Here is a 25,815-nt window from a genome sequence, read left to right as displayed (position 1 = left end):
GGGTCTTGGATTTGTGACACGGGCGGCAGAGCGGCTGAACGTTCCCGTCCGTGTCCGTCACGCAGCGGCCCCGAACTCGGTCCGGGTCTTGAGCGCATGGCAGCCGTGGCACAAGACCTGAACGTTGCTGTCCACGTCTTCGCCGCCGAGGGCGAGGGGCCGCACGTGGTCCACGTCCACGTCCACGTCCACCACCGCGAAATCCTCTCGGCACCAGTCGCACCACGCTCGGGTCTTCCGCTCGATGATCCGACGGAGCCGTGCAGCAGCGTTGTTCCGCTCCGCTCGTCGTCGGCTCCGAGCACGACGGTTTCGGACGCTCGGGCGCCGCTCGTACTCGGTGTGGTGCCGCTCGCAGCGTCGGCGGTGTGTCGCCGGCTCCGTGCAGTCGATACAGCGCATAGCGCCCCCTCGATGTCGTCGGGCGTCCTGATGCCCATAGGCACTGGGCCCGTGGGCCCCGTCGTGTTGCTCATCAGGTCACTCGTTGTCGGCCTGGTCGTCGTTCTCTGCGTGCCCACCCCCGGACTCGAACCGGGGACCTCTGCGGCCGATGTCCCGGACGAGCCGGACCGGTACCGCGCACCTCTGCCGTTGGGTCAGTGAGCTTGGTCGTCCTCGCCGGCGGGACCGGTCCGGACAGGGTGGGGACCGCACGCGCTTACGACCCCTTTCGGCGCCCCCCGGTCAAGGGGCGGTTACTCATGGGCGGTGCACTGTGGTGTGGGGACCACAGGATTCCCGAGGGCCGAGCATGACGGGATGGTGTTTCGACGGACGGTTTGGTTTTCTCCTTATTTTTTCTTGTGCATACCGAAAAAGCAGTCTGAACCGTCATGGCTCCGCCCGCCGGTCGGCCCCGCTGCGGGCACAGCAAAGCCCCGGCGGTCCGTGAGGGACTACCGGGGCTCGGCTAGGGCGACCCGTAAACCGGCGAGGCTCAGGAAGGCCACACGGCCCGCCGCCGGATTCCTAGCGGCGGGCCGTACAGCAGCTCTCAGGCGGCTCAGGCTCCCGCAGGATCAGGGCGCCTCAGCCCATCGCACGATCACTCGGCCCCTTGTGTTCGCGTTCCGGCCCCTGCCGACGGACTTGGCGATCCTCACGGAGTCAATGAAGAGCGCCAGGAACTCCCGCTTCTTCTCCAGGTCCCACGCCGCCCATGTCGAACCCTCCCCGATGGGATCTCCGTCCACGCTCGTCCACTCGTCGGGGATCTGGATGCTTCGACTGCCGGTCGCCTCCAGTTCCGCCAGCCGTTCGGCCGTCCGCTCCTCATGGGCTGCCAACCGCGCCATGGACTCCCTGAACATCTGCGCACCCGTCTCGTCGGCGTAGACGCCGGCCAGCCGGTCCACGTGGAGGATGCGGCGGGACTCCCGTACGTGCTCCAACTCGGCTCGCACCGCCGCGCGTTCCGCGTCTCGCTGGGACGTGTCCTGTTGGCGGGCGAAGCGCCGTGACGCCTCGGCCAGCCATTCGAGGTCTTCCGGGTCGTCAGGGTCCCGCGCGCACGGCGTGAGGCAAGGCGCTTGGCTCCCGACTCCCCCAGGGATACCGCCTTCGTGGGCACGCCGTCCTCGTTCAGTCGCTTGGCGATCTGCGAGGCGGACATGCCTTCCGCCGCCCACTTGGCCATGTCCCGGACGTGCGGGGCTTCCACCGGGTCCGGGACGAGTCGGACGACGGACAGCTTGCCGCTGGTCGCCCTCTCCGCCGTGAAGCCGTACGGAGCGACGCCGGAGACATGGCTACCAGCCCGCCGCAGCATGTCCTTGGTGGCGGAGACGTACGCCGACTTCATGTCGGACTCCTGCTGCGCCAGACCCGCGATGATGGCGAGGATGCCGACACCGACCGGGGTCGACGTGTCGAGATACGGCTCCTCGACGCTCACCAGCCGGACTCCGTGCGCCTCCAGCTCCTCGATGATTCGCATGGCTTCCAGTGCGCCACGGCGCGTGAGACGCGACAGCGAGAAGACGACCACGGCGTCCACGTGCCCGCCGCGCACCGCCGTCATCATCTCTTCGAACCCCGGGCGGTGCATGCTCGGGTCCCACCCCGACTTGCCCACGTCCTCGAAGTGGCCCGCGTCGCTCCACCCCTTCGACGCGATCAGCGAGGCGCACCGTTCGCGCTGCGCCACGGGCGACGCCTGCGAGTCGTCCTCACGCCGCTTTGACTGGCGGATGTACGAGACTGCACGTACGTGATCAAGGCTCGGCGCAGCGCCCGGCCTGTGCTTCCTGAGAGGTGTCATGTGCCTAGTGTGGTAAAGATCAACGTACTGACCGTCCCGGCCGAGCAGCGCGAGGTGCTGGAGCAGCGGTTCGCCTCGCGGGCCGGGGCCGTGGAGGGGTCCGACGGGTTCGAGTGGTTCGAGCTGCTGCGGCCCGTGGAGGGCACCGACCAGTACCTCGTGTACACCCGTTGGCGCAGCGAGGAGGACTTCCAGAACTGGATGTCCGGTTCCATGAAGACCGCGCACGAGGGCGGTGGCGCCGGGGAGCGGCCCAAGCCGGCCGCCACCGGTTCGACACTCTGGTCGTTCGAGGTCGTCCAGCAGGCGTCCCCGAAGTGAGCGAATCCACCACCGTCGGCTGGTCCTTCGTTCCCGAGGACGTCCACACCGCCGACGCCACCGCCCTGCGCCGCGACTACTACGACGACGTGGCGAGCCGCTACTGGAAGCGGCCGGCCACCGTGGCGGAGATCGACGAGGGGCTGACGAACGACGGTGTGGAGCTGCTGGCCCCGCCGAGCGGTCAGTTCCTCGTGGGCCGGTACGAGGGGAAGCCGGCCGCGTGCGGCGGCGTGCTGCTCCTCGACGAGGAACGCGCCGAGCTGACCCGGGTGTTCCTCCGCCACGCCTTCCGGGGCAAGGGCGGTGCCGGGGCGCTGCTGGCGCGGCTGGAGGACGCGGCGCGTGACCTGGGCGCGCGGCGGATGGTCCTCAACACCCGCCTGGACCTGATCGAGGCCCGCAGCGTGTACGCGCGCCACGGCTACCTGGAGATCCCGGCGTACTGCGAGGGCCCGTACATGGACGTCTGGTACGGCAAGGACCTCCGGCCCTGATCCTCAGGCGTGATGGTCGCGGGGCGGCTCGGGCGAGTGGGGCCGCTCCGCGTCCGAGCCGCTCAGCTCGGCCGTCAGCTCCTCCACCAGCTGGACGAGGTCCGTGGGCCGCTCCGGCCCCCACCAGTCGCCGAGCAGCTCGGCGAGCGACTCCTCTCGCGCCTTCGCCAGACGCGTCGCGGCGGCGAGCCCCTCTTCCGTCAGAACGAGCTGCAGCCCCTCCCGGCGTGCCAAGCGGCGCTCCTCGATCTGACGGGACGCCTCGGTGATGGCCCGTAGGGGTACGGGGGTGGTGTCGGCGAGCCGGGCCGGTTCCACGGTCCCGTGGCGGCGGATCCGCAGCAGGAGCCAGCTCGCGGCCGGCAGCAGATCGAGCCCGGCCTTCGCGGTGATCTTCTCGTAGACCGCCTTGCGCCCCTCCCGCGAGCCGAGCACGGACAGGGCCCGCGCGCACTCGTCGTACGAGGAGCGCTCCACAGGGTTGGAAGCGAGGGTCTGGCTGGCGTCGGGTGCGGTGACCGAGCCGCGCAGCTTGTCCTCCTTGAGGAACCAGGCGACGACGAAGGCGATGAGGACGACCGGCGCGGCGTAGAGGAGGACGTCGGTGATGGAGGTCGCGTAGGCGTGCAGGACCGACGGCTGCAGCTCGGCCGGAAGGTCGGAGAGGGCGCGCGGGTCGGCGGCGATCTGGTCCGGTCCGGTGCCGGGTGGGAGCGGCTGCCCGGCGAGGGCGGCGTCGAGTTTGATGTTGAGCCGGTGGGTGAAGATCGTGCCGAAGATGGCGACGCCGAACGAGGCTCCGATGGAGCGGAAGAAGGTGGCGCCGGCGGTGGCGACCCCGAGGTCCTGGTACGAGACGGCGTTCTGCACGACCAGGACGAGGACCTGCATGACGAGGCCGAGGCCGACCCCGAAGACGAAGAAGCAGGCGCTCGTCTCCCAGGTCGAGCTGTTCTCCGTCAGCTCGTGGAGCAGCAGCAGCCCGAGCGCTGTGATACCCGTGCCCGCGATGGGGAAGACCTTCCAACGGCCCGTGCGCGAGACGATCTGGCCGGAGACGGTCGAGGTGATGAACATGCCGAGGACCATGGGCAGCATGTGGACGCCGGACTCGGTGGGAGTGACGCCCTGCACGACCTGGAGGAAGGTCGGCAGATAGGTCAGCGCGCCGAACATCGCGAAGCCCACGACGAAGCTGATGACCGAGACGAGGGTGAAGGTCCGGATCCGGAAGAGCTTCAGCGGCAGCACGGGCTCGGCGGCGCGCCTCTCGACGTACACGAACCACACCAGGAGTACGGCTCCGAGGGCGGTGAGTCCGATGATCTGCGGGGAGTCCCAGGCCCAGGTGTTGCCGCCGAGGGAGGCGACGAGGACGAGGCAGGTGGCGACCGAGGCGATGAGGAACGTACCGAGGTAGTCGATGGTGTGGCGGGTGCCGCGGGCGGGGATGTGCAGCACGGCGGCGATCACGAAGAGGGCGACGATGCCGATGGGCAGGTTGATGTAGAAGACCCAGCGCCAGGAGAGGTGCTGGGTGAAGAGCCCCCCGAGCAGGGGGCCGAGGACGCTGCTCGCTCCGAAGACGGCGCCGAAGAGCCCCTGGTACCTGCCGCGTTCCCGGGGAGACACGAGGTCGCCGACGATGGCCATCGACAGGACCATGAGACCGCCGCCGCCAAGGCCCTGGAGCGCGCGGAAGCCGATGAGCTGGGGCATGTTCTGCGCGACGCCGCAGAGGGCGGAGCCGACGAGGAAGATGACGATGGCGCCCTGGAAGAGCTTCTTGCGGCCGTACTGGTCGCCGAGCTTGCCCCACAGGGGTGTGCCCGCGGTCGACGCCAGGATGTACGCGGTGACGACCCACGACAGGTGCTCCATACCGCCGAGCTCGCTGACGATGGTCGGCAGGGCCGTGGAGACGATGGTCTGGTCGAGTGCGGCGAGCAGCATGCCGAGGAGCAGTGCTCCGATCGCGACCATCACACTGCGCCGGCTCCGCCCGTCCTCGGGCGCCGGGCCACCGCTGGGGTCTGCCGCGCGTACTTCCTGGGCCATGGGCATCTCCTCGGGTCCGTTCCCCACCCCATCCTGATTGGAATGTCCGGTTATGGCCTGCGGAGGCCACGCCCGTTACCCCGGTCGCGGAGGCCGTGCCATGTGCGGGCTGCATAATCTCTGCCAGGCGAACTGGGGAGGGGCCTGGCTGTGGTCGGACACATCTGTCCTGAATGCGGTGTACACAGACCGCGCTGCGCGTGCGTCGAGGCGGAGATAGCCGCGGCGGAGGATTTCGATCCGCTGCGGATCCGTCCGTACGTGACGCTGGATGCCGTCGCCGAGGCGGGGAAGGCGCCGACGCCCCCACCGGAAGCGGTCGCGGGGCCGGGGCCGTTGCCGGGCGGGGATGCGCTCTCCGGGACGGGTTCGGTCTCCGGACCGGGCGCCGGTGGGGTCTCTGGAGCGGGTTCGGTTTCCGGACCGGACACGGTCTCCGGACCGGGCGCCGGTGGGGTCTCCGGGCCGGGGACGGGGCCGGGCGGGGGGGCTGACTCGGCCGAGACGATGCCCCTGTTCCTCGGCGGGATCGCGACGGAGGCCGAGGCCTACGACATCGAGTACGACCCCGAGTGGGGGCCGCACGAGCCCGAGCGCCCGGCCACCCGCCGACGTGGCGCGTTGGTGGCGCTCGCGGCGGCGGTCGCGGTCGCGGTGGTCGCCACGGCGGCGGTCGCGGGAGGCCTGCTCGGCGATGGGAACGAGCCGGACGACCGGGCCGCCGCGCCCACGCTCACCGCGAGCGCATCGGAGAACGTCGCCGTGTCGGAGGCCCCGTCCTCCTCGGCCTCCACGCCTTCGTCGTCCGCCTCCGCCACGGCCTCGGCCTCACGCTCCGCGTCGCCCTCGTCGTCGTCGCCGTCGCCGTCACCCTCCACCCGTACGGCGGAAGTGAGCGCCACGACCTCGGCCAAGCCGCCGTCACCTACGGCCACCCGGACCACCTCGGCACCGAGCCGCACGCCCACGGTCGCGCCGGTCGCACCGGCCCCGACCCTGCGCTACGGGGACACCGGTGCCGAGGTCGCGGAGCTGCAGCGGCGGCTCGAACAGGCGTGGTTCTACGACGGCCCGATCGACGGCGAGTACTCCAGACAGGTGCGGCGCGCGGTGGAGCGGTACCAGTCGTACCAGGACATCGAGGAGGACGGGGAGGGCGTGTACGGGCCGGAGACGCGGCGCGTACTGGAGGCGGAGACCTCGGGCTGAAGCGGGCGGGGACCCGCCGGCACCACGGTCCGGGACCAGCCGAGAGCGGGCGGGGACCCGCCGGCACCACGGTCCGGGACCAGCCGAGAGCGGGCGGGGACCCGCCGGCACCACGGTCCGGGACCAGCCGAGAGCGGCCGGGACCGGTCGGGACCGGTCCGAGAGCTACCGGGGCGGGTTCGAGCCCGGTCCGAGAGCGGCCGAGAGCGGGCGGCGCCACGGCAGCGAGGTCCGTGATGCGGGACGGATTGGCGCGGAGCCACCTCGTTTTGTATCGTCGAGGAACAAAGTGGCCCCGCCCGCACTCCCTGACCGGCGGGCGGGACCGCTCTGTCTCTCCTCCCACCCCTCTGGAGACCCTTCATGCCCGCGCTCACCACCCGCGCCCTGCTCCTCGACATGGACGGCACGCTCGTCAACTCGGACGCCGTCGTCGAGCGCTGCTGGCGCCGCTGGGCCGAGCGCCATGACCTCGACCCGGACGAGGCGCTCAAGGTCGTCCACGGCCGCCAGGGGTACGCGACGATGGCCGCCCTTCTCCCGGACCGGTCCATGGAGCAGAACTACGCGGACAACCGGGTGATGCTCGCGGAGGAGACCGCGGACCTCGACGGCGTCGTCCCGGTCCCTGGCGCCCCGGCCTTCATGGCCGCCCTCGACGGCCTCCCACACGCCCTCGTGACCTCGGCGGACGAGAGACTCGCCCAGGCCCGGATGGGCGCGGCGGGGCTGCGGATGCCGACGACACGGGTGACCGCGGAGCACGTCGGCGCGAGCAAGCCGGACCCGGAGGGCTTCCTCAAGGGCGCGGCGGAACTGGGCTTCGACCCGGCCGACTGTGTGGTCTTCGAGGACTCCGAGGCCGGCATCCGGGCGGGCCGGGCGGCGGGCATGCGCGTGGTGGGCGTGGGCCCGAGGGCGGTGGCCTTCGCCCCGGACGTCCACGTCCAGGACCTCACCACCGTACGGCTGACGCCCCTCCAGGACGGCTCCCTCGGCCTGACGTTCGCGTAACGGCCCGCCCCGCCCGGGCGCGCACGGGCCGACAGCGGACGGAGCGAGCACCCCTCACCCCCGCGCGACCACGCCCCAGGCACCCCTCACCCCCGCACCACCACGCCCCGGGCACCCTCACCCCCGCGCCACCACGCCCCGGGCGACCAGCTCCAGGACGACCGCCACCGCCACCGCCTGCACCACCATCAGCGCCACCAGCACGAACAGCTGCACCGCCCCCGCCTCCCACGGCGACGCGCCGCCCAGCAGCATCCCCACGAACGCCCCCGGCAGCGTCACGAGCCCCACCGTCCGCGTCTGGTCGAGCCCCGGCAGCAGCGCGTCCGACGCCGCCCCGCGCGCCACCTCAAGCCGCGCCTCCCGCTCCGGCAGCCCGATCGCGAGCCCGGCCTCCACCTCACCCCGTCGCGTCGCCAGCTCGTCGAGCGCCCGCCGCCCGCCCAGGACCGTCGCGGTCAGCGCGCCGCCGATGAGGATGCCGGTGACCGGGATGAGCGCCACACCCCGCACCGGAACGAGTCCCGTGAGCAGCAGCGTCCCGACGACCGGTCCGACGCCGGCCGCGATCGGCACCCCGGCCCACCACCGCCCGCGCCCCTCCCCCGGGACCATGCGCCGGCCCGCCGTCCACGCCGCCACCCCGTACATCACCAGCAGAAAGACCAGCAGCAGCGGCAGATACCGCATCACCCAGCCGATCACGAGCGACACCGCGACCAGTTGGACCGCGGCGCGCCCACCCGCGGTCAGCGAGTCGCGCGGGCGCCCGAGCCGGGCGAACGCGACGACGCCCGCGGCCACGGCGAGCAGAACGGCGAGAACCACCCCAAAGGTGATGTTCACTTCCAGAAGCACACGCCAACCCTAGGGCGGAGAAACGGAAGTGCCGTTCCGTCACACCTCTTGATGTGACGTGCTCATGTCGTCACCCTGTTACCTGGCGCACCCCCCACCGCAACCTGGCGCCGCCACGATGACCGGGCCGCCGGGCACCCACCCGGGCACGCACCGGGCACTTCGTCCCACACGCACCGGGCACCCGCCCGGGGCGCGCAGGGCGACCGCTCGGAACGGCACGGCCAAGGTCCCCCCACCCCAAGGGAGTTCGCATGCTTGCCGCCAACGTCTACGCGCGTCGAATAGCCCGTCGCGCGACCGTCCTCGCCGCCACCGCCGCCCTCTCCGTCACCGGCCTCCTCGCCACCGCACCGACCGCCCAGGCGGCCATGCCCACGCCCGTCAGCGCGGCCACCGCCCGTACCTACCTCGCTTCCCTCACGGTCAAGGCGGAAGGTTCCTCCTCCGGCTACAGCCGTGATCTCTTCCCCCACTGGATCACCCAGTCCGGCGCCTGCAACACCCGCGAGGTCGTCCTCAAGCGCGACGGCGTGAACGTCGTCCAGAACTCCAGCTGCGCCGCCGTCAGCGGCAGTTGGTACTCCCAGTACGACGGTGCCACCTGGTACGCCGCCTCCGACGTCGACATCGACCACATGGTGCCGCTCGCCGAGGCCTGGCGCTCCGGCGCGAACTCCTGGACCACCGCCAAGCGCCAGCAGTTCGCCAACGACCTGACCCGCCCGCAGCTCATCGCCGTGACCGACAACGTCAACCAGTCGAAGGGCGACAAGGACCCGGCGGAGTGGATGCCGCCGCGCACCTCGTACCGCTGCACGTACGTCCGCGCGTGGGTGCACGTCAAGTACTACTGGGGCCTGAGCGTGGACTCCGCCGAGAAGAGCGCCCTGCAGTCCGTCCTGAACGGCTGCTGAGAACGCTTCCGTCGCGCCTCCCTCGTTCCGTACCGTACGGGCGTTCCCTGCCGAACGGGCGGGACGACGGAGGAGCGGGGAGATCGATGGCGGCCGGACTGAGGCTCGGACCAGTACTCCGGTACGTCGACGGGGTGACGGGCGACTCGGCGACGATATGGGTCGAGACCGACCGCCCGTGCACGGCCGAGGTCCGTGGAGCCGCCGGCGCCGGGGGCTCCACCCGCACCTTCCAGATCGCGGGCCACCACTACGCGCTGATCCCGGTGACGGGCCTGACCGCCGGCACGACGACGGCGTACGAGGTACGGCTCGACGGCCGGAAGGTCTGGCCGCCGGCGGACTCCCGCTTCCCCCCGAGCACGATCCGCACCCCCTCCCCCGGCGACGAGGTCAGGGTGGCGTTCGGCTCCTGCCGCTGGGCGGCGAAACCGGCCAAGGGCGGGGACCCGGTGGGCCCGGACGCGCTGGACACGCTCGCCACGCACCTCGCGAGGCAGCTCGCGGACGGGCCCCCGGACGGGGGATCGGCGGGCGCGTCCGCCCCGCCCGAGGTGGCCGACCGTCCGGACGTCCTCGTCCTGTTGGGTGACCAGGTGTACGCGGACGAGACCTCGACCGCCACCCGACGCTGGCTCGCCGCACGCCGGGACCCGAGCGACCCGCCGGGCTCGGAGGTCGGGGAGTACGAGGAGTACACCCGCCTCTACGACGAGTCGTGGGCCGACCCCGAGGTCCGCTGGCTGCTCTCCACCGTCCCCAGCTGCATGATCTTCGACGACCACGACGTCATCGACGACTGGAACACCAGCGCCGCCTGGCTGGCCCGGATGCGGGCCACACATTGGTGGGGCGAGCGTGTGCTCAGCGGGCTGATGTCGTACTGGGTGTACCAGCACCTCGGCAACCTCTCCCCCGCCGAGCTGGACGCCGACCCGATGTACGCCGCGATCCGCTCCGTACCGGACGGCACGGAGCGGCTGCGGCGGTTCGCGGCCGAGGCGGACGCCGACCCGGCGTGTGTGCGCTGGAGTTACCGCCGGGACTTCGGCCGGACCCGGCTGCTGATGATCGACACCCGGGCCGCGCGCCTTCTGAAGGAGGACGCGCGGGCGATGCTGGACCCGGCCGAGGCGGCCTGGGTGCGCGAACAGGCGCTGTCGGACCGGGGTTCGTACGACCATCTCCTCGTCGGCACCTCGCTGCCCTGGCTGCTGCCACCGCTGATCCATGACGCGGAGGCCTGGAACGCGGCCCTGTGCCGTGGCGAGCGCGGCGGGCCGGCGGGGCGCTGGGCGCGGTTCGCGGAGGATCTGCGGCAGCGGGCGGACCTGGAGCACTGGGCGGCGTTCCCCTCGTCGTTCGAGGCCCTGACCCGGCTGCTCGCGGAGGCGGGCAGCGGTCCGGACGCACCGGCGACGGTGTGCGTGCTGTCCGGGGACGTCCACCACGCGTACGTGGCGGAGCCGCGCTGGCGCGACGAGCCGGCCGAGGGCTCCACGGGCCCGGGTGCGCGGCCCGAGGCGCGGGTGGTCCAGCTGACCTGCTCGCCGCTCCACAACGCGATCCCGCTCGCGGTACGCCTGGGCTTCCGCTTCGGGTGGAGCCGCGCGGGCAGCGGCCTGGGCCGCGTCCTGGCCCGGCACGTGCGCGTGGGCAGGCCCTTGATCGGCTGGCGCAGAACGGGCGGCCCCTGGTTCGGCAACCAGCTGATGACCCTCACGCTGCACGCCCGCTCGGCCCACCTGACACTCACCCAGGCGCGTGCGAACGGCCGGCTCGTCACCGTCGACGAGCGTCGCCTGAGCGGGAGTTGACCCCACGACGGGGAGACCGGCCGGAGCGCCCGCACCTCACGTGACGCTCGCCACAGATCGCCGCGCGACCGAATGTTGAAGTTGCAAGTACTAGTGAGGGGTGCCTAACCTGACGTCCTCATCGGTTCCCGTCCCCCCGCGTTCCGTTCCCCCGGGACCGACTCGACCGAAGGAGTCACACCCCCATGAATCCCCTGGCCAACCGCGTACAGCAGTCCCAGCCGTACGCGCTCGGACTGTTCCGCCTCGTCATCGGTCTGCTCTTCGCCTGCCACGGCGCCGCCTCGCTCTTCGGCGTGCTCGGCGGTGCCGTCGGCGGCGGCACCGTCCCGGCCGGCACCTGGCCCGGCTGGTACGCGGCCGTGATCCAGCTCGTCGGCGGCGCTCTCGTGGCCCTCGGCCTCGGCACCCGTACCGCCGCCCTGCTCGCCTCCGGCTCGATGGCCTACGCGTACTTCAAGGTCCACCAGCCCGAGGGGCTCTTCCCTCTCCAGAACGGCGGCGAGAGCGCCGCGCTCTTCTGCTGGGCGTTCCTGCTCCTCGTCTTCACCGGCCCCGGAGCCCCCGCTCTCGACCGTCTCTTCGGCGCCGGGGAGGAGCAGGCGCCGGAGCGGACCGAGGCACGGACCGAAACGCGTGCCGACGGGCGGACCGAAGCGCGTGCCGAGACGCGTACTGAGCGTGCTGAGGCGCGGGCCGAGGGGCGTACTGAGCGTGCTGAGGCGCGGACCGAGGGGCGGACCGAGCCCGTCGGGGCGTGACCGCAGGGGCCCGGACTGCGGCCGAACGGGCAGGGGCCGGAGATCGCGACAGCGATTTCCGGCCCCTGCCGGTCTCCGTCGGCCGCCCCCGCGTACGCTCTAGCGCTGTGAACGTGCTCGACAGCATGGGGTCACTGCAGTCGCTGACCGCGGGCCCGTGGATCTACGCGGCGGTGGCCACGTCGGTACTGCTCGACGTCTTCCTGCCGGTGCTGCCGAGCGGGGTCCTGGTGATCGCGGCCGCGACGGCGGCGGCGACCGCCACCGCGGCCTCCACCGATGTGCCCTCCGTCCTCCTCCTTCTCCTCTGCGCGGCCACCGCCTCCGTACTCGGCGACTTCGTCGCGTACCGACTGGCCTGGAGGGGCGGGGCCCGGCTGGACCGGGCCATCGCCCGCTCACGTCGGCTGACCCGGGCGCAGGAACGTCTCGGCGTGGCCCTCGCACGCGGTGGCGGACCGCTCGTGGTGATCGCGCGCTTCGCTCCGGCCGGCCGCTCGGTCGTCTCCCTGGGCGCGGGCGCGGCCCGGCGCCGCATCGCGGACTTCCTGCCCTGGTCGGCGCTGGCCGGGGTGGCCTGGGCCGGCTACAGCGTGGCACTCGGCTGGTTCGGCGGGCTGTGGCTGGGCGCGACCTGGTTCAGCGCGGGCGTCTCCGTCCTCGCGCTGTTCCTGGCGGGCGGACTGGCCGCCTATGTCATACGGCGTCCGGCTGCGGTTCCCGCGCCGGCTTCCTGAGCCCGCGCACCTCGAGCCCGTCGAGCAGCCGGGCGGTCGCCTCGGCGATCTCGTCCACGGCCCGGTCGAACACCTCGACGTTGTGCGCGGCGGGTCTGTGGAACCCGGACACCTTGCGTACGTACTGCAGGGCGGCGGCGTGGATGTCGTCCTCGGTCGCCTCTTCGGGCAGGACCGGCGGTCGGAGAGTCTTGATGCTGCGGCACATGCGTCCAGTGTCGCGCGCGCCACTGACAACGCGCCGCCCCGGACTCCCCTGAGCCGGGAACGCGCACCTCTCAGGAGCCGGGCCCCACGCGCCCGGGTTCAGCCCCCGATGCCGCGTCTGCTCCGTGCGTTGATCTCGGCGGCGCGGGCCCGCAGCTCCCTCATGGGCGTGGCGAGCTGCACGTCGCCGGGTTCGGCCTCCCATTCGCGGCCGCCGTTGACGGGCCGGATCAGGAACCGGCCGGCGACGCTGTCGACGTAGAAGCCGACCCGACCGGTGGCGGTATCGCGTACGAGGTCACCGGCCTCGGGCAGTGGTTGCACGAATCCCCTCCGTCCCGGAGTTCCAGGTCTCTAGAGATACACCCAGAGAAACCCCACGGCTCCCCTCTGTCAACGTATCTCTAGAGAAGTCCCCCGATGGATGGATCACTCGCACAGGTCGACGCAGAGGCGTGCGTCACCTGGTCGGAGCGCGCCGTAGGGTGTCCCGCAGACGAAGGGAGGTCCACCCATGACTGACCAGGACAGCGGTCGTCGGCCCAAGTACCAGCGCATCGCCGACGAGTTGAGAACCGCCATCCAGTCAGGCGCCTTCGCCCCCGGCGACCGGCTCCCCGGCGAGAACGATCTGATGACCACGTACGACGTGGCCAGGATGACGGCCCGCCAGGCGCTCTCCGTGCTGCGCACCGAGGGCCTGGCCGAGGCCCGCAAGGGCGCCGGGGTCTTCGTCCGCACGTTCAGGCCTCTGCGCCGGCGGGGCATCCCCCGACTGGCGCAGGACCACTGGGGCACGGGCCGCTCGGTCTGGTCGGCGGACATCGAGGACCGCGCGCTGGTGGTGGACCGGATCGAGGTCGGCCGGGCGACGGCGGACTCGCGTGTGGCCGCGGCCCTCGGCCTGCCGGCCGACGCCCCGGTCTGCGTCCGCAGCCGCCGCTTCGTCCTGGACGACAAGCCGGTCCTGCTCTCGGTCTCGTACCTCCCGGCCGACCTCGCCGAGGACACCCCCATCGCCACGCCGGACACGGGCCCGGGCGGCACGTACGCACGACTGGCCGAGCTCGGCCACCAGCCGGTGCACTTCCGTGAGGAGATCCGCTGCCGCATGCCCACGGCCGACGAAGCCACCCGGCTCTCCCTGGAGTTCGGGACACCGGTGATCCTGATCGGCCGTACGGCCTTCACGGCGAAGGGAGTCGCGGTCGAACTCAACGAGATGACGCTGGACTCGGCGTCGTACGTCCTGGAGTACGACTTCGACGCGTGACGCCGTGCGGGACGCCCCGGAAGGCCGGACGGAGCCCGCCGACGCGGACCTCACGCCTGTCGAACAACTCCTCGCCGGGGAAGGAGCCTTCGACCCCAGGGCGAGGGGGCCGATCGCGGCGGGGCCAGGGGTGGGGCGTGGCGGTGTGCCCCCGACGTGACGAGGTCGCGGCGGACGCCATGTGACGTCCGGTCAGGAGTGCGGCACGACGGCCACGGGGCGGGGTGCGCGGTGGATCACGGCGTGGGTGACGGAACCGTGCGGGAGCCCCGGCCCGACCGGCGTCGACCGACGATCAGGGCGTCCGACGAGGTGCGCGGCGGCGCGCCCTGGAGCGGACACCTCGGAGACCCGCCCCGCCGGGAGGGACCCACCGCGTTCGAGAGCGCCGACGCCGTCCCGTCCCCCTCGCCCGCCGCACGGTGCCGGTGGAAGGGGAATGCCAGGTGTTCACGCTGGGGCCGTGGCAGCGGCGCCTCTGCCGAACGGAGAGCTCGGTCACTCTCAGATCGCCGTCACGATGAACCCATACCTCCGACGATCACCGGAGGCGAGCGACAGGTCGCATGAACCGGCTGCTGCGCCCACACCGGCCCGAGTGAGCGACTGCAGTCAGCGCCCACCGTCAAAGGCCCCCAGCCGTGATCGGCTGGGGGCCTTCGTGCTGGTGGGCGCGGACGGTTTCGAACCGCCGACATCTGCTTTGTAAGAACACGGGAAGCGCCCCGCGAGGATTTCCGAGAGTTTCCGAGACCCTCCGAGAGCCTCTCTATGGGGATCTTGCGGAGCTTGACGAGACTCTCCGAGAATCTCCGAGACGCTCCGAGCCGGGATTGTGGACTCGTTGTGGACCCCACCCCGCGCGGTCTCACGAGACTGCCGTGAGGTGCCGCTGCTTCTGCCCCTGCATGGCGGCCAGCACCGTCGACAGAGCCTCATCACTGCCGTGGGTGTAAAGCCACGTGACCCGGCCGCCGCGCTTCTGCCCGAGGACCAACTGCACGTCCTTCTCCGAGACCCCCTCGGCGTGGAGACGGGTCGCAAGGGCATGCCGGTAGTCGTGGACCCGCGGCCACCACTCGTTCCGGCCCGTCTCCGCGTTCTTCACCTGCCGGGCGATTCCCGCCGCCTTGATAGCTGGCAGCCAGACGCGCTTGAAGTTGTTCCTGTTCAGGACGCCTTCGATGGTGACCTCGACGAGCTCGCCCGCCGCGTTCCGTACCCGGCGCCGGCCGCCCGCGTTCGGGCTGCGGAAGATGAGCTCCTCGGGATGCATCCCGGACTCGATCGGCGACTCGGTGTCGGCCGGGCCCCACTTCTCGATCATCGTCTCGACAGCGGCAACGGCGGCCGGGGTGAGGGGAACGATCCGGAATCCGGCCTGTGTCTTGGGCGCGGCCTGCCTCATGAGGACTCCGCGGTCGTCGACGACCACTTCCCTGACTTTGACGATGTCGGCGCCCAGGTCAACGTGACAACGGCGCAGCGCGGTCGCCTCGCCCCACCGCATTCCGGTCTCCTCCAGGAACACGGCCAGGGGCTGATAGTACTCGGGCAGGTGGCTCCGCACGGCCGCGTACTGCTCCCGGGTGGGGGGCTTCAAGTCGTCGGGGTGGCGCGCCGGAGGGGACGCGGTCACCTTCACGTGCTCCCCCGGGTTGAACGGCAGGCGCTGATCCCGGACGGCGTCGCGGAGCATCATGTTGAGGAGCTCCAACACCTTCTTCTGGGTGGCGTGCCCCTTCACCTCGGCCGTGATCCAGCCCTGGAGTTCCATGTGGGTGAGGCTGTTGAGCTTGCGCTTGCCCCACTTGCTCTCGATGTGCTTCCACGAGGCCAGCTTGCGGTTCCGGGTGGTGGTGCGGCCCTGCTTGTGCGCCGGCCACCACTGCTCGAACCAGTCGGCCACAGTGACCTCGCCGCGCTTCGGGTCGAGGTAGGTGCCCTGGCGGACTGAGGTGCGGATGCTGTCGAGGAAGGCGTCGGCCTCGCTCTTCTTCGGGAAGTGCTTCGCCTTCTGGCTGCCGTCGGCATCCCGGTACCGGGCCTGCCACGAGCCGAGGCAGTCGCGGCGCTTCTTCCGCTCGCCGTACTGCTCCGGGGGGTACGCCTCCACGCACGGGGCGCAGCCGCACGTCTTGCTGCGCTTCTGCCGGGGGTTGTTGGTCGCTCTACGCGCCATGGCTCACCTGCTCGCTCCTACGCTGCTGAGGTACGCGGGGCAGGATGGTGAGAGGGGCCCCGCAGAAGCAGCGTGCACCAACTCGCGGTTGCGGTACGGCCAGTTCTTCGAGGATCCCCCGGAGGACGGTGAGCGTGGCGCTGCGGGGTAGGCTGGCAGGGAGGCTGACCAGTCGCCGTGTGGGATCCCAGAGGTCCGCAGAGGCGACGGATTCGGCGAGCTGGACGCGGATGCACATGCGGCCCCCTTGGTGCGGACGACTTGGGACGTCGGCCGCGGGGGAGGACGTGGCCGTTGTTCGACCGTACCCCCTACTAGGTGAATATGCGACCACTCTGCGTACGCCAAGTCCCTCCCGTTTCACAGGGAGTGGCGAAGTCCATTTCTGTTGGACTCGTGAAGACGGCAGAGGGTTGTGCGGCCGGAAGCTACTTTCTGTTGGCCTCGTTCAGGCCGCGGAGCTGGGCCTCGGTGAACTCCTGCTGCTCGGCGGTGAGCCCTTCAATGAGCCGCATGATGCGCTCGGCGCGGTCGGGGCCGAGTTTGCCGGGGACCTTGCGCTGGGTGGAGGCGAACAGCTCGTCGCGGGTGAATGCCGGGAACGCGGCTGCGATCGCTTCGAGGTTCTTCGCGCTGGGGATGCGCTTGCGGTGGACCCACAGGTTGACCGTCGCGTTGGACAGGCCGAGTCGGCGCGCTACCTCGCTGTCGCTGAGGCCGCCGTAGCTGTCCTTGAGTCGGTCGAGAAGCTGGGCGAAGTCCTCGCCGGGCGCCTCCTGGTCGTTATCCACACGCCAAGATTGCCCCGCCGCTTCTACTTTTCGCAAGTAAAAGTAGAAGCATGGCGCGTTCCAGTGCTGTGCGTAACCTCCCCGTCGCGCGCTGATGCACCGGCATACGCCGCCACCATAGAACGCCCATTCGAAGATCACAGTTGATTCGCCGAATCTCGGAACTTCTCGGCGAACCTCGTTGACATGACTCCAACTCTGACTGTAAAACTGTCACAGCACCTCAGAACGAGGGACTCACCCGCCTCACCCAGCACGAGGTACCCATGACAAAGCTGCTCCGCAAGGGCGAAGGCCAGCCACTCCGCGACGAAATGAAGCGGCAGGGACTGACCCTCGAAGAGCTCTCCGAGAAGACCCGCCGGGTCGACCCCGAGGGTCGCGGAGTCAGCCCGGCAACGATCGGCCGACTTACCACCAAGGGCCGCTCCGCCAGGGACCGCTGCGAACTCGGCACCGCGTGGCTCATCACCGACGTGCTCGACCGCCCGATCCAGCGGTACTTCCTCATGCCCACACATTCAACTCTGACTGTCGAAAGGTCAAGGTCTGATGCCGAAGAAGAGTGACCGCCTCACCGTGCTCCCCGTCGGCCTCGTGCCCCTGCTGAGCCAGCGCGGGATCGAGACGTACTACGACGTCTCCGACTGGCAGATCACCCAGTGGATCAAGCAGGGAATGCCCGTCGAGCCGTTCGCCGGCCGTCAGCGCAGGTTCGACCTCGCGAAGGTCAAGGCGTGGATGGCCGAGAACGACCCGGCGTTTCAGGCCGACGAGGCGCCGCAGCTGGTCGCCGCCTCCGCGTGACCGCATGAAAACGGGGCCGCCCGGACCGGGCCTGGTCCGAATGCGACCCCTCGCACCGCCCCACCTACAGGAAAGGGGAGACACGTGTCTTCCATCATGCCGTACACGTTCCCGGAGACCGGCACCCCAGTCCGGGTCGTCACCATCAACAACGAGCCCTGGTTCGTCGGCTCCGACGTGACCGCAGTGCTCGGCTACGGCAACGGCCGGGACGCCCTGGGCCGTCTGCCCGAACGGATGAAGAGTTCCGTCGCGATTTCCGACGGAACCCCGGGCAACCCGAACCGGGCGATCGTCTCCGAATCGGGCGTGTACCGGCTGATCATGCGGAGCAACCTTCCGGCCGCCGAGCGGTTCCAGGACTGGCTCGCCGAGGAGGTCCTGCCGTCGATCCGTCGTACGGGTTCGTATTCGGTCGCTCCTCCCGCTCCGGCGCTGCCGGATCTGTCGACGCCGCACGGGGTGTTGGCGCTGACGCAGCAGTTCGTTCGTGTGGCCGAGCAGCTGGTCGAGGCGGACGCGAAGCTGAAGGAGATGGAGCCGAAGGCCCTAGCTCACGACACGCTGATGGCTGCGCAGGACGGCGACATGCTGGTGCGGCAGGCGGCAAAGACGCTGGGGTGGCAGGAGAAGCAGCTCCGTCACTTCCTCCTCGACGAGAAGCTGATCTACCGCCGTCAGGCGACGTGCGGGAGTGCTCAGTACGACTTCTACGCGGCGCACGCGGACTGCTTCAACGCGGTCGAGCGGATGGTGGAGCACACGTGGGGTTCGTGTGCGCACTACACGCTGCACCTGACGCCTCGCGGGCTGTCGTTCGTGCAGATGCGGATTGAGAAGCGCCGCGCGGAGATGAACGCCGCGATCGAGGGCGGTGCCCGATGACGATCACCTCTCCCATCAACTTCCCCACCGGGGACCGGTACACGGTCGCCGTGGCCACCCCGTCCGTGTACCGCACGGTGGATCCGCTGTACGACGCGGACCGTGACGGTTCGACGCTGGTCGTGTCGGTGGACACGGCAATCGAGTGCGCTCGTTCGGCGCTGGCCCGGAACGAGGACGCGAGCATTCACGACCACGGCGCGATGCTTCAGGCCGCGTCGGACTTGCAGACGACGCTGCGGATGCTGGTGGCGTCGCTGGACGCGGAGCGTGCGGCGTGAACGCGCGGCGTGTGAACGCGGCGGCTGGCGTGGTCCATGCCGCGATGCAGACCCGGCAGACGGCGGCGGGGATCGCTGCCGCGTTGGAGTCGGCGTGCCTGCTTCAGTCGCCGGAGTCGGCGGCCGAGGTGTTCGCGCTTCGGGCCCGGGTGGCGGAGTTGGAGGCGGAGCGGCACTCGACGAACGAGTGGGTGACCGACGCGGCCGAGCAGCTGCGTGCGCAGCGGGACCGGATCGCCGAGTTGGAGACCGCCGCTGCCGCCCTTGTCCGCCCGCAGTACCGCGACCGGCACGGGGACACCTGGGAAGAGCGCGTCGATGGCGAGTACCTCCAGAACGTCCAGCTCGTCTCTGCCCAGGTACCGCATGAGAACGGCTGGTTCGAGGAGGCGGAGTCCGTACGTCGGGACTTCGGCCCCATGGACGAGGTCCCGGTGTCCGAGCCGGTGACGAAACTCCGCCAGCTCCTCGCCCCGCAGACGGAGGACCCGCACGACGGGCCGCTGCGCCAGCGGTTCGAGCTGGGCCGCGACCTGCCCGAGGTGACGCCGTGAACGCCTCCGTGGTGTGGGTCCTGGAAGCGGGCGAGGACTACGAAGGCGGCGAAATCAAGGGCGTCTTCGCCACCCGGGACACCGCGAAGGGCGCGTTCGTCGAGGCGGCCCAGCGGATGCCGTTCGGCCTCGATGGCGCCCGCGAGGACGAAGACGGGTCGCTGCACCTGCACGGCGGCTGCGACTGGCTGTCCCTCCGTCCGTACCCCGTGCAGACACAGGCCGCTCTCCCCGAAGGCGGTGCCTCGTGATCTGGCTCCTCGCGTTCTCGTTCGTCGTCCTCGCGTTCTGGCTCCTCGAACTCGCCCTCGGAGGCACCGATGCCCGCTGACCGCACGCCCGTGGATGGACCGTTCCGCATTCACGTCGAGCCGCTGCCGACCGGCGCCACCCTCGACATGACGCACTACCTCTCGACCGTCCTGCTGAACCTCGCCGCTGCGGCCGAGGAGGACGGCGAAGGACTCCTCTCCGAGCTGGTCCACATCGCCGAGTGCGCCCGGCAGGCCGCACACCAAGGCCCGGACTCCCACGCCGCACACGAGCGGGACGAGCGGGTCGCCGACCTGCTGGCCGAGGTCGCCGACGAAGGCAAGGTGCCGGTGTACGGCTTGCAGGTGTTCCGCCTCGCCGCGCGGCTGAACGCGATCGGCACGCCGAAGGCCGTCCCCGGCCAGCGCCAGGGAGGTGCTGCCGCGTGACGCGCAACATTCCCACCACCCCGTGCGACGACCCGACCGACACGATCATGGCCGCCGTCGCGCACGGCATGACCGGCAACCCGCTGCTCGGGATGAACCTGCTCGGCCCGTTCGTCAAGGGCGGTCCCACCACGACGGTCTCGATGTGCGCCGCGCTCGCCAGTGTGGCCGTCGTCGCCTTCGAGAAGCAGAACCCTGGCGCCCGAGGCACCTTCGGTCTCCTCGCCTTCCACGGTGACGTACCGACCGACATCAGCGCCATGCCGCCCGGCCCGCGGTTCGCCGCCCAGTTCACCGCGGCATGGGCCAACGGCCAGCAGCAGACCGCCTACGCCCTCTTCAACGCCCTGCTCGGCAAGGAGACGGACGAGGACGCACGGAACCTCGCCGAGGGCATCCGCGCCCTCTACGACATGGCCGTCACCTCCGCGCAGCAGATGCGAGGTGGCGCTCGATGACGAACACCGCGCAGGCCGGGGCACAGGCCCCGGCCGCCGGCCGCCTCCGTAAGGCGACCGGCAAATCCACCATCCGCCGTACCTATCTGCTCGCCACCCTCCGGAACCTCGGCGGCGGACCGGTCACAACCAAGCTGGCACTGAACATCTACGCCCAGTCGGGCGAGTGGGCCACGGTCGGCAGGAACACCGCGCGCCGCGACCTGCGTGACCTCGCCCGACGCGCGTACCTCGTTCCCGCCGAGCACCACGGGACCCGCTTCTACACACTCGGCAGCGACCCGAATCCCGCTCACCCGGTGCGCGGTGTCCGGAAGTTGGTCCTGGAGACGATCCAGACGGAAAGCGGCGAGTGGACGACCGGCCGCGTCCGGCGAACGTGGCGCCAGCACATCGGCACGCATGTCCTGCGCATGAGCGTTCGCCGCTACCTCGCCGATCTACACCGCGACGGCTACCTCGACCGCCACGGCGACGACACTCCCCGCCGCTTCTACACCTACCGGGATGGAGAGGACCGATGACCACCGCCACACAGGCCGCCGGCCTCATCGCCGAGCCCGGCGTCTACGACATCCCCGCCGAGGAGTACCACGCCCACCGCGACTCGCTGTCGTCGACCGGTGCCCGCACGATCCTGAAGGCGCCGGCGCTGTTCCGGTACGAGCAGGACCACCCGCAGCCGCGCCGAGCGGTGTTCGACTTCGGCACGGCCGCCCACAGGCTCGTCCTCGGCGACGGCCCGGAGCTGGTCGCTGTCGAGGCGGACGACTGGCGTACGAAGGCGGCCCGCGCCGAGCGGGACGACGTCGAGGCCGCGGGCGGAGTCGCACTGCTGGCCGCCGACTACGACCGGGTGCAGGCGATGGCCGACACGCTGCGCCGCCACCCGATCGCTTCGGCGCTGTTCGCACCCGACGCCGGGCGCCCCGAGCAGTCCCTGTTCTGGAAGGACGCCCCGACCGGGGTGATGCGGCGGGCTCGGCTCGACTGGCTGCCGCATCCGCGTGACGGACGGCTGGTCGTCACCGACTACAAGACGACCGTCTGTGCCGCGCCGGATGCGCTGGAGCGCACGATTCTGACGTACGGCTACCACCAACAGGCCGCCTGGTACCTGGACGGCGTCCGGGCCCTCGAACTCGGCGACGAGTCCGCCGTGTTCCTCCTGGTGTTCCAGGAGAAGACCGCCCCGTACCTGATCACGGTCGTGCAGCTGCCGCTCACGGATCTTCGGCTCGGCGCCGCGATGAACCGCAAGGCCCTGAACGCCTACGCCGAGTGCATGGCGTCCGGCCGCTGGCCCGGCTACGTGCCCGACGACCGGCCGCACCTCCTTTCCCTGCCCGCGTGGGCCATGAACCGCCTGACCGAGGAGTACCTGTGAACCAGCCCATCGAGCGCATGACGCCGGCCGCCGCCCCCGCGAGGGTCGGGCAGGGCACCGCCGTGGAGCAGTCCCGCGCGGTCGCCGAGGTCCAGGCCGCAATCGTTGTCGCGCAGCAGTGCCCGCGGAACATCGCCACCGCCATTGCTGAGATGCGGCAGGTGTGCGCTCAGCCGTACCTCGCCGAGCGGGCGTTCTTCCGCTACTCCCGCGGCAGCGGCACGATCACCGGCCCTTCGATTCATCTGGCCCGGGCGCTGGCCTCGTGCTGGGGGAACGTCGACTACGGCCTCGTCGAGATGCGCCGCGACGACGAGTACGGCGAGTCGGAGATGAAGGCGTACGCGTGGGATGTCGAGAAGAACACCCGCACCTCGTCGACGTTCATCGTCCCGCACAAGCGTGACCAGAAGGGTGGACCGAAGCAGCTCACCGACATGCGGGACATCTACGAGAACAATGCCAACAACGGCGCCCGCCGCGTCCGTGAGGCGATCTTCGCGATCCTCCCGCCGTGGTTCGTCGAGGAGGCGAAGGAGCTGTGCGCCAAGACCCTCCAGGACGGCGGCGGCAAGTCGCTGCCGCAGCGGGTCGCCGACGCGATCCGGGCGTTCGAGGGTATCGGCGTCACGACGGACCGCATCGAGGGCAAGTTCGGCCGAAAGGCGAGTCAGTGGACTGAGCACGACGTGGCGCAGCTCCAGATCGCCTTCCGCTCCATTCAGCAGGGCGAAGTCACTGCCGAGGACGAGTTCCCTTCGCTCGTCACCCTCTCCGAGCTCAACGGCCAGCAGCCCTCCGAGGTGGCGCCGTGACCCTCACCCAGACCCCCGCGCCCGGGATGACCACCCTCCCGGGCGCGGGCACCAACTGGCCCACCGTGTACGGCCTCGACCTGTCGCTCACCTCGACCGGCATCAGCAACGGCACCGCCGCCGAGGCCCTCATCCCGCAGCACCTCACCGGACACGACCGGCTCGAATTCCACCGCCGCAGCGTCCACGAGCGGATCCCGGAGGAGACCAGCCTCGTCGTCATGGAGGGGCCGGCCATGTCTCTGGGCTACCGGCCCGGCGTCGAGGAGATGACCTATCTGCGTGGTCTGGTCAAGCACGACCTGTGGCGCCGCCGGATCCCGCTCGCGGTCTGCTACCCGCAGCACCGCATCATCTACGCCACCGGCGCCGCGAACCCTGCCAAGCACCTTCCCGCCGCCCAGCGGAAGACTGCGGCAAAGGGCATGGTCCGCGACGCCGTCATCGCGCGGTACGGCGTGCCGTGCGAAGGGCGCGGCCGGTACGACCAGGCCGACGCCGTGATCCTCGCCGCGATGGGGATGCACTGGCTCGGCTACCCGCTGGCCGTCCTGCCTGACACCCACCGGCGCGCCCTGGACGGCGTCGCGTGGCCCGAGCAGATTCCGGCGGTGGCCCGATGAGCGAGACCCGCGGAATCGGCCAGCCCCGTGCGTACGACTGGCGTGACGACGCCGACTGCCAACGCCTCGGGCTCGACCCCGAAGGCTTCTTCCCCGTCGGCACGTCCGCCGTCCCGATGGCGCAGGCCGCCGAGGCCAAGCGGTTCTGCCGTAGCTGCCCCGTCGCCATGTCCTGTGCCCGCTGGGCCATCGACCGTCGGATCGACGACGGCGTGTGGGGCGGCGTTGACGAACTCCAGCGCCGCCACATCTTCCGGACCAACAACGCCAACCAGCTCAACGACCCGGACCATGTCGGCGAACTCGTCCACGCGGTGTGGGCCAGGGACACCAGCGGCCCGCTCATCGACACCTACCTCTCGCGCACGGAGCAGGAGGACAACGGACACGTCCGCTGGACCGGAAGAACCACGAGCAACTTCCAGATCGAAGGCCGGGTCTACACGCCGAATCAGCTCGCATTCGTGGTCGGCCGCAAGCGGCGTCCGGTCGGCATCGTCCGCAACGACTGCGGCCGGAAGGGCTGCGTCGCTGCGGAGCACCTGACCGACGAGGAGATCCGAACAAGCCGGGATCCGTTCGGAGTCGTCGCCCGGGACGCCGCGTGACCACCGACGAGGCTCCGCTCCTGGACTGGCGGGACTCCTCCCACTGGTCCAGGACGCCGAAGCCCTGCCGGTACTGCGGCAAGGACGCGTACACCCGCGACTCGAAGCGGTCTCCCGCACACAAGACCTGCGCCGAGCAGGCCCTCGCCCAACAGGCCGCCGAGGCCACCGAGGCGTACGACGCCGAACGCCTCGGCTGACCGCCACACCCGCACCAGCACCCGGAGAGCCCCAGTTGAGCACTGACGAGCAGGCCACCCGCGCCAGCGGCAGCGTGCCTAACGCCTACGGCAACGCCCTCGCCTGGCGCTGGTCCCGTGAGATGCCCACGGCCCTGCGCCGCGGCTTCCTCACCCTGCTCTACGCCCTCCGCGCCATGGCCAACGCCAACGGCGAACTCCGCTTCCCCGACGGCCCGATCCGCATCCAGGACATCGCCAAGGCGGCCGGCTCGAACGAGAAGGACACGCGCCGGTACCTGAACGCCGGCATCGCCGCCGGAGTGGTCGCGGTGAAGGGCGAGCAGAAGCGCGGCAAAGCGACTCTCTACACCCTCGTCCTGTGTCCCATGCCCGACTGGGGAGCAGCCGAGAACTCGCTGAAGAGCACCCGCCGGCCCCCTGCCAAGGACCCCGCGCCGTGGCAGGACGGCGGAGAAAGTTCGGGCCTCCGCGACCCGAACCAGTTCGGGCCCCCGCGACCCGAACTTTCCGAGGAATCCGGCGAGGAAGTTCGGGTCCCCGCGACCCGTATGAGTTCGGGTCCCCGCGACCCGATCGGTTCGGGCCCCCGCGACCCGAACAACCCAGGTAGTACCCAAGAGATCTCCCAAGACGGGGCTGAGGTGGTCTTCAAGCCTCAGGTAGTTGGGGCGTCCGGTCCTCAAAAGATCGACTCCGCCCAACACCAAGACCACGACACCGCACGGCCGGTCGGCTTCCTCCGCTGCTCCCGCTGCCACGAGCGCCTCATCCCCGACCCCCGCCGGCCCGAACGCACCACCCACAGCCACTGCACCGAGAGGACCGCCTCATGACACCCCAGGAGCGCCTCTACGCCGAGGAAATCCCCACCGGCACCTTCGGGGACGCCAGACCCGCCCACAGCCGCTCACAGCGCCTCCCACGCCCCTGGACGCGCGAAGAGCAAGCCGCCCACTACCGCGAACTCGCCGAAGCCCTCGGCATACCCCACCTCAGCGCCATCACCGCCGCATGAGCGCCCGCCGCTGGCACGCCGACAGCCCTGGATGGTTCCGATCCCCCGAAGGCGTCACCGCCGTCCGCGACCGCACCGGCCGCATCTGGACCCGCCACACCACCCGCTGGACCACCAACGGCAACCACTGGATCCGCTGGCGCACCCTCGTCGCCGACCACGGCCCGCTCAGCGAGGAGACCCGATGAAAACCCTGTGGCGCCGCCTCACCCACCGCCGCACCGGCACAACCCCCGCCGCCTCCGTAGCCGTCATCGCAGCCGCCCTCGACGACTACCGCCTCACCACACCCGACCACCAACAGACCCCCCACGACGCCGCCCACTACACCGCCACCTACCTCGCAACCCACGGCTGGACCATCACCCCCGCCGCCTGACCCAGGAGACCCACATGCCCGAGCCCCTTGAGGCCCGCTGCGACCACTGCAAGCAGACCCGGCCCCTCTTCCTCTACGAACCCGACCACGACTTCCACATCACCGGCATCACCTGCGAATGGTGCACCCGCGACAAGCAGCCCCTCCTCTGCACCCGCTGCTGGAGCACCGAGAAGCAGCGCGAGGAGAACACC

Annotated in this window: 35 protein-coding genes and 2 pseudogenes; 28 read left to right on the top strand and 9 right to left on the bottom strand. The window is 70.7% G+C overall.

What is annotated here, in order from left to right; all coding sequences use genetic code 11:
* Window positions 1–57: 57 nt before the first annotated feature.
* The 3 genes and pseudogenes from ACFUJR_RS01090 to ACFUJR_RS01080 all read right to left on the bottom strand — a co-directional run.
* Window positions 58–402 (bottom strand): HNH endonuclease, encoded by a 345-nt coding sequence (locus tag ACFUJR_RS01090; protein WP_383167411.1) that lies wholly within the window; start codon window positions 400–402, stop codon window positions 58–60.
* A gap of 620 nt (window positions 403–1,022) precedes the next feature.
* Complete coding sequence (locus ACFUJR_RS01085; protein WP_383167501.1) at window positions 1,023–1,406, bottom strand: hypothetical protein; 384 nt, start codon at window positions 1,404–1,406, stop codon at window positions 1,023–1,025.
* 86 nt (window positions 1,407–1,492) lie between these two features.
* A pseudogene (locus ACFUJR_RS01080) lies at window positions 1,493–2,263 on the bottom strand (recombinase family protein); the annotation flags it as partial.
* Here ACFUJR_RS01080 and ACFUJR_RS01075 point away from each other — a divergent pair.
* Entirely contained in the window at window positions 2,264–2,584 is a 321-nt protein-coding gene (locus ACFUJR_RS01075; RefSeq protein ID WP_383167408.1) for an antibiotic biosynthesis monooxygenase family protein, read from the top strand.
* A complete protein-coding gene (locus tag ACFUJR_RS01070; RefSeq protein WP_383167406.1) occupies window positions 2,581–3,081 on the top strand; it encodes a GNAT family N-acetyltransferase in 501 nt (166 codons plus the stop codon). Before ACFUJR_RS01075 ends, ACFUJR_RS01070 begins: the two co-directional genes overlap by 4 nt.
* 3 nt (window positions 3,082–3,084) lie before the next feature.
* On the opposite strand, the gene ACFUJR_RS01065 is transcribed toward ACFUJR_RS01070, so the two are convergent.
* The gene (locus ACFUJR_RS01065) at window positions 3,085–5,139 is read right to left on the bottom strand and encodes a DHA2 family efflux MFS transporter permease subunit (RefSeq protein WP_383167403.1); all 2,055 of its coding nucleotides are present in this window, start codon (window positions 5,137–5,139) and stop codon (window positions 3,085–3,087) included.
* Between the two features lie 507 nt (window positions 5,140–5,646).
* Here ACFUJR_RS01065 and ACFUJR_RS01060 point away from each other — a divergent pair.
* Window positions 5,647–6,348: a peptidoglycan-binding protein gene (locus ACFUJR_RS01060; RefSeq protein ID WP_383167400.1), complete on the top strand. Its 702-nt coding sequence runs from the start codon at window positions 5,647–5,649 to the stop codon at window positions 6,346–6,348.
* Window positions 6,349–6,711: 363 nt separating this feature from the next.
* On the top strand, window positions 6,712–7,362 hold the full coding sequence (locus ACFUJR_RS01055; protein WP_383167397.1) for an HAD-IA family hydrolase: 651 nt from the start codon (window positions 6,712–6,714) through the stop codon (window positions 7,360–7,362).
* 117 nt (window positions 7,363–7,479) lie between these two features.
* On the opposite strand, the gene ACFUJR_RS01050 is transcribed toward ACFUJR_RS01055, so the two are convergent.
* Window positions 7,480–8,220, bottom strand: coding sequence for an ABC transporter permease (locus ACFUJR_RS01050; protein WP_383167394.1), 741 nt, complete (start codon window positions 8,218–8,220; stop codon window positions 7,480–7,482).
* 254 nt (window positions 8,221–8,474) lie between these two features.
* Between ACFUJR_RS01050 and ACFUJR_RS01045 the strand changes: the two genes are divergently transcribed.
* From ACFUJR_RS01045 to ACFUJR_RS01030, 4 genes and pseudogenes are all read left to right on the top strand, one after another.
* Window positions 8,475–9,137 carry an HNH endonuclease family protein gene (locus tag ACFUJR_RS01045; RefSeq protein ID WP_383167391.1) on the top strand — a complete coding sequence of 221 codons (663 nt, stop codon included), beginning with the start codon at window positions 8,475–8,477 and terminating at the stop codon, window positions 9,135–9,137.
* Window positions 9,138–9,223: 86 nt separating this feature from the next.
* Window positions 9,224–10,954 (top strand): alkaline phosphatase D family protein, encoded by a 1,731-nt coding sequence (locus tag ACFUJR_RS01040; RefSeq protein ID WP_383167388.1) that lies wholly within the window; start codon window positions 9,224–9,226, stop codon window positions 10,952–10,954.
* A gap of 185 nt (window positions 10,955–11,139) precedes the next feature.
* Window positions 11,140–11,589 (top strand): annotated as a pseudogene (locus ACFUJR_RS01035) (DoxX family protein); the annotation flags it as partial.
* Between the two features lie 251 nt (window positions 11,590–11,840).
* The gene (locus tag ACFUJR_RS01030) at window positions 11,841–12,452 is read left to right on the top strand and encodes a DedA family protein (RefSeq protein WP_383167498.1); all 612 of its coding nucleotides are present in this window, start codon (window positions 11,841–11,843) and stop codon (window positions 12,450–12,452) included.
* On the opposite strand, the gene ACFUJR_RS01025 is transcribed toward ACFUJR_RS01030, so the two are convergent.
* Window positions 12,412–12,660 (bottom strand): DUF2277 domain-containing protein, encoded by a 249-nt coding sequence (locus ACFUJR_RS01025; RefSeq protein WP_383167385.1) that lies wholly within the window; start codon window positions 12,658–12,660, stop codon window positions 12,412–12,414. The genes ACFUJR_RS01030 and ACFUJR_RS01025 overlap by 41 nt on opposite strands.
* Window positions 12,661–12,758: 98 nt before the next feature.
* Window positions 12,759–12,983, bottom strand: coding sequence for a hypothetical protein (locus tag ACFUJR_RS01020; RefSeq protein ID WP_383167383.1), 225 nt, complete (start codon window positions 12,981–12,983; stop codon window positions 12,759–12,761).
* A gap of 190 nt (window positions 12,984–13,173) precedes the next feature.
* Between ACFUJR_RS01020 and ACFUJR_RS01015 the strand changes: the two genes are divergently transcribed.
* Complete coding sequence (locus ACFUJR_RS01015; protein WP_383167380.1) at window positions 13,174–13,932, top strand: GntR family transcriptional regulator; 759 nt, start codon at window positions 13,174–13,176, stop codon at window positions 13,930–13,932.
* Between the two features lie 868 nt (window positions 13,933–14,800).
* On the opposite strand, the gene ACFUJR_RS01010 is transcribed toward ACFUJR_RS01015, so the two are convergent.
* A complete protein-coding gene (locus tag ACFUJR_RS01010; RefSeq protein WP_383167377.1) occupies window positions 14,801–16,114 on the bottom strand; it encodes a tyrosine-type recombinase/integrase in 1,314 nt (437 codons plus the stop codon).
* A 428-nt stretch (window positions 16,115–16,542) separates the two neighbouring features.
* Window positions 16,543–16,905: a helix-turn-helix domain-containing protein gene (locus tag ACFUJR_RS01005; protein ID WP_383167374.1), complete on the bottom strand. Its 363-nt coding sequence runs from the start codon at window positions 16,903–16,905 to the stop codon at window positions 16,543–16,545.
* Window positions 16,906–17,171: 266 nt separating this feature from the next.
* On the opposite strand from ACFUJR_RS01005, the gene ACFUJR_RS01000 reads away from it, so the two are divergent.
* From ACFUJR_RS01000 to ACFUJR_RS00910, 19 genes are all read left to right on the top strand, one after another.
* Complete coding sequence (locus tag ACFUJR_RS01000) at window positions 17,172–17,474, top strand: helix-turn-helix domain-containing protein (protein ID WP_383167371.1); 303 nt, start codon at window positions 17,172–17,174, stop codon at window positions 17,472–17,474.
* Window positions 17,458–17,712, top strand: a complete 255-nt coding sequence (locus ACFUJR_RS00995) for a hypothetical protein (RefSeq protein ID WP_383167369.1) — start codon at window positions 17,458–17,460, stop codon at window positions 17,710–17,712. The genes ACFUJR_RS01000 and ACFUJR_RS00995 overlap by 17 nt, the downstream gene beginning before the upstream one ends.
* An 84-nt stretch (window positions 17,713–17,796) precedes the next feature.
* Window positions 17,797–18,597 (top strand): BRO family protein, encoded by an 801-nt coding sequence (locus ACFUJR_RS00990; RefSeq protein WP_383167365.1) that lies wholly within the window; start codon window positions 17,797–17,799, stop codon window positions 18,595–18,597.
* Complete coding sequence (locus ACFUJR_RS00985) at window positions 18,594–18,878, top strand: hypothetical protein (protein ID WP_383167362.1); 285 nt, start codon at window positions 18,594–18,596, stop codon at window positions 18,876–18,878. Before ACFUJR_RS00990 ends, ACFUJR_RS00985 begins: the two co-directional genes overlap by 4 nt.
* Window positions 18,875–19,432, top strand: coding sequence for a hypothetical protein (locus ACFUJR_RS00980; protein WP_383167360.1), 558 nt, complete (start codon window positions 18,875–18,877; stop codon window positions 19,430–19,432). Before ACFUJR_RS00985 ends, ACFUJR_RS00980 begins: the two co-directional genes overlap by 4 nt.
* Window positions 19,429–19,683, top strand: coding sequence for a hypothetical protein (locus ACFUJR_RS00975; RefSeq protein WP_383167357.1), 255 nt, complete (start codon window positions 19,429–19,431; stop codon window positions 19,681–19,683). The genes ACFUJR_RS00980 and ACFUJR_RS00975 overlap by 4 nt, the downstream gene beginning before the upstream one ends.
* A 69-nt stretch (window positions 19,684–19,752) precedes the next feature.
* Complete coding sequence (locus ACFUJR_RS00970) at window positions 19,753–20,133, top strand: hypothetical protein (protein WP_383167354.1); 381 nt, start codon at window positions 19,753–19,755, stop codon at window positions 20,131–20,133.
* On the top strand, window positions 20,130–20,591 hold the full coding sequence (locus tag ACFUJR_RS00965) for a hypothetical protein (RefSeq protein ID WP_383167352.1): 462 nt from the start codon (window positions 20,130–20,132) through the stop codon (window positions 20,589–20,591). The genes ACFUJR_RS00970 and ACFUJR_RS00965 overlap by 4 nt, the downstream gene beginning before the upstream one ends.
* Window positions 20,588–21,115 carry a hypothetical protein gene (locus ACFUJR_RS00960; protein WP_383167349.1) on the top strand — a complete coding sequence of 176 codons (528 nt, stop codon included), beginning with the start codon at window positions 20,588–20,590 and terminating at the stop codon, window positions 21,113–21,115. Before ACFUJR_RS00965 ends, ACFUJR_RS00960 begins: the two co-directional genes overlap by 4 nt.
* The gene (locus ACFUJR_RS00955; RefSeq protein WP_383167346.1) at window positions 21,112–21,978 is read left to right on the top strand and encodes a PD-(D/E)XK nuclease-like domain-containing protein; all 867 of its coding nucleotides are present in this window, start codon (window positions 21,112–21,114) and stop codon (window positions 21,976–21,978) included. The genes ACFUJR_RS00960 and ACFUJR_RS00955 overlap by 4 nt, the downstream gene beginning before the upstream one ends.
* Window positions 21,975–22,793: a hypothetical protein gene (locus ACFUJR_RS00950; protein WP_383167343.1), complete on the top strand. Its 819-nt coding sequence runs from the start codon at window positions 21,975–21,977 to the stop codon at window positions 22,791–22,793. The genes ACFUJR_RS00955 and ACFUJR_RS00950 overlap by 4 nt, the downstream gene beginning before the upstream one ends.
* Window positions 22,790–23,416, top strand: coding sequence for a hypothetical protein (locus ACFUJR_RS00945; RefSeq protein ID WP_383167339.1), 627 nt, complete (start codon window positions 22,790–22,792; stop codon window positions 23,414–23,416). The genes ACFUJR_RS00950 and ACFUJR_RS00945 overlap by 4 nt, the downstream gene beginning before the upstream one ends.
* The gene (locus ACFUJR_RS00940) at window positions 23,413–24,024 is read left to right on the top strand and encodes a WhiB family transcriptional regulator (RefSeq protein ID WP_383167336.1); all 612 of its coding nucleotides are present in this window, start codon (window positions 23,413–23,415) and stop codon (window positions 24,022–24,024) included. The genes ACFUJR_RS00945 and ACFUJR_RS00940 overlap by 4 nt, the downstream gene beginning before the upstream one ends.
* A complete protein-coding gene (locus tag ACFUJR_RS00935) occupies window positions 24,021–24,224 on the top strand; it encodes a hypothetical protein (RefSeq protein WP_383167333.1) in 204 nt (67 codons plus the stop codon). Before ACFUJR_RS00940 ends, ACFUJR_RS00935 begins: the two co-directional genes overlap by 4 nt.
* A 35-nt stretch (window positions 24,225–24,259) precedes the next feature.
* Window positions 24,260–25,060, top strand: a complete 801-nt coding sequence (locus ACFUJR_RS00930) for a hypothetical protein (RefSeq protein WP_383167331.1) — start codon at window positions 24,260–24,262, stop codon at window positions 25,058–25,060.
* A complete protein-coding gene (locus ACFUJR_RS00925; protein ID WP_383167328.1) occupies window positions 25,057–25,242 on the top strand; it encodes a hypothetical protein in 186 nt (61 codons plus the stop codon). Before ACFUJR_RS00930 ends, ACFUJR_RS00925 begins: the two co-directional genes overlap by 4 nt.
* Window positions 25,239–25,430 (top strand): hypothetical protein, encoded by a 192-nt coding sequence (locus tag ACFUJR_RS00920; protein ID WP_383167325.1) that lies wholly within the window; start codon window positions 25,239–25,241, stop codon window positions 25,428–25,430. The genes ACFUJR_RS00925 and ACFUJR_RS00920 overlap by 4 nt, the downstream gene beginning before the upstream one ends.
* Window positions 25,427–25,621: a hypothetical protein gene (locus tag ACFUJR_RS00915; RefSeq protein WP_383167322.1), complete on the top strand. Its 195-nt coding sequence runs from the start codon at window positions 25,427–25,429 to the stop codon at window positions 25,619–25,621. The genes ACFUJR_RS00920 and ACFUJR_RS00915 overlap by 4 nt, the downstream gene beginning before the upstream one ends.
* Window positions 25,622–25,635: 14 nt before the next feature.
* The coding region (locus tag ACFUJR_RS00910; RefSeq protein WP_383167319.1) for a hypothetical protein at window positions 25,636–25,815 on the top strand (180 nt) is incomplete at its 3' end.

This window comes from Streptomyces sp. NPDC057271, from assembly GCF_042668715.1.
GTDB lineage: Bacteria > Actinomycetota > Actinomycetes > Streptomycetales > Streptomycetaceae > Streptomyces.
This window is presented reverse-complemented; position numbering and strand designations above follow the sequence as displayed.

Coding starts and splice junctions, on each gene's coding strand:
- ACFUJR_RS01010 (WP_383167377.1), bottom strand. CDS start 16,114: ATGGCGCGTAGAGCGACCAACAACCCCCGGCAGAAGCGCAGCAAGACG.
- ACFUJR_RS00915 (WP_383167322.1), top strand. CDS start 25,427: ATGAAAACCCTGTGGCGCCGCCTCACCCACCGCCGCACCGGCACAACC.
- ACFUJR_RS01090 (WP_383167411.1), bottom strand. CDS start 402: ATGCGCTGTATCGACTGCACGGAGCCGGCGACACACCGCCGACGCTGC.
- ACFUJR_RS00985 (WP_383167362.1), top strand. CDS start 18,594: ATGACGATCACCTCTCCCATCAACTTCCCCACCGGGGACCGGTACACG.
- ACFUJR_RS00955 (WP_383167346.1), top strand. CDS start 21,112: ATGACCACCGCCACACAGGCCGCCGGCCTCATCGCCGAGCCCGGCGTC.
- ACFUJR_RS00970 (WP_383167354.1), top strand. CDS start 19,753: ATGCCCGCTGACCGCACGCCCGTGGATGGACCGTTCCGCATTCACGTC.
- ACFUJR_RS01030 (WP_383167498.1), top strand. CDS start 11,841: ATGGGGTCACTGCAGTCGCTGACCGCGGGCCCGTGGATCTACGCGGCG.
- ACFUJR_RS01040 (WP_383167388.1), top strand. CDS start 9,224: ATGGCGGCCGGACTGAGGCTCGGACCAGTACTCCGGTACGTCGACGGG.
- ACFUJR_RS01025 (WP_383167385.1), bottom strand. CDS start 12,660: ATGTGCCGCAGCATCAAGACTCTCCGACCGCCGGTCCTGCCCGAAGAG.
- ACFUJR_RS01000 (WP_383167371.1), top strand. CDS start 17,172: ATGACAAAGCTGCTCCGCAAGGGCGAAGGCCAGCCACTCCGCGACGAA.
- ACFUJR_RS00995 (WP_383167369.1), top strand. CDS start 17,458: ATGCCGAAGAAGAGTGACCGCCTCACCGTGCTCCCCGTCGGCCTCGTG.
- ACFUJR_RS01015 (WP_383167380.1), top strand. CDS start 13,174: ATGACTGACCAGGACAGCGGTCGTCGGCCCAAGTACCAGCGCATCGCC.
- ACFUJR_RS00925 (WP_383167328.1), top strand. CDS start 25,057: ATGACACCCCAGGAGCGCCTCTACGCCGAGGAAATCCCCACCGGCACC.
- ACFUJR_RS01065 (WP_383167403.1), bottom strand. CDS start 5,139: ATGGCCCAGGAAGTACGCGCGGCAGACCCCAGCGGTGGCCCGGCGCCC.
- ACFUJR_RS01060 (WP_383167400.1), top strand. CDS start 5,647: ATGCCCCTGTTCCTCGGCGGGATCGCGACGGAGGCCGAGGCCTACGAC.
- ACFUJR_RS00940 (WP_383167336.1), top strand. CDS start 23,413: ATGAGCGAGACCCGCGGAATCGGCCAGCCCCGTGCGTACGACTGGCGT.
- ACFUJR_RS00960 (WP_383167349.1), top strand. CDS start 20,588: ATGACGAACACCGCGCAGGCCGGGGCACAGGCCCCGGCCGCCGGCCGC.
- ACFUJR_RS01055 (WP_383167397.1), top strand. CDS start 6,712: ATGCCCGCGCTCACCACCCGCGCCCTGCTCCTCGACATGGACGGCACG.
- ACFUJR_RS00920 (WP_383167325.1), top strand. CDS start 25,239: ATGAGCGCCCGCCGCTGGCACGCCGACAGCCCTGGATGGTTCCGATCC.
- ACFUJR_RS01045 (WP_383167391.1), top strand. CDS start 8,475: ATGCTTGCCGCCAACGTCTACGCGCGTCGAATAGCCCGTCGCGCGACC.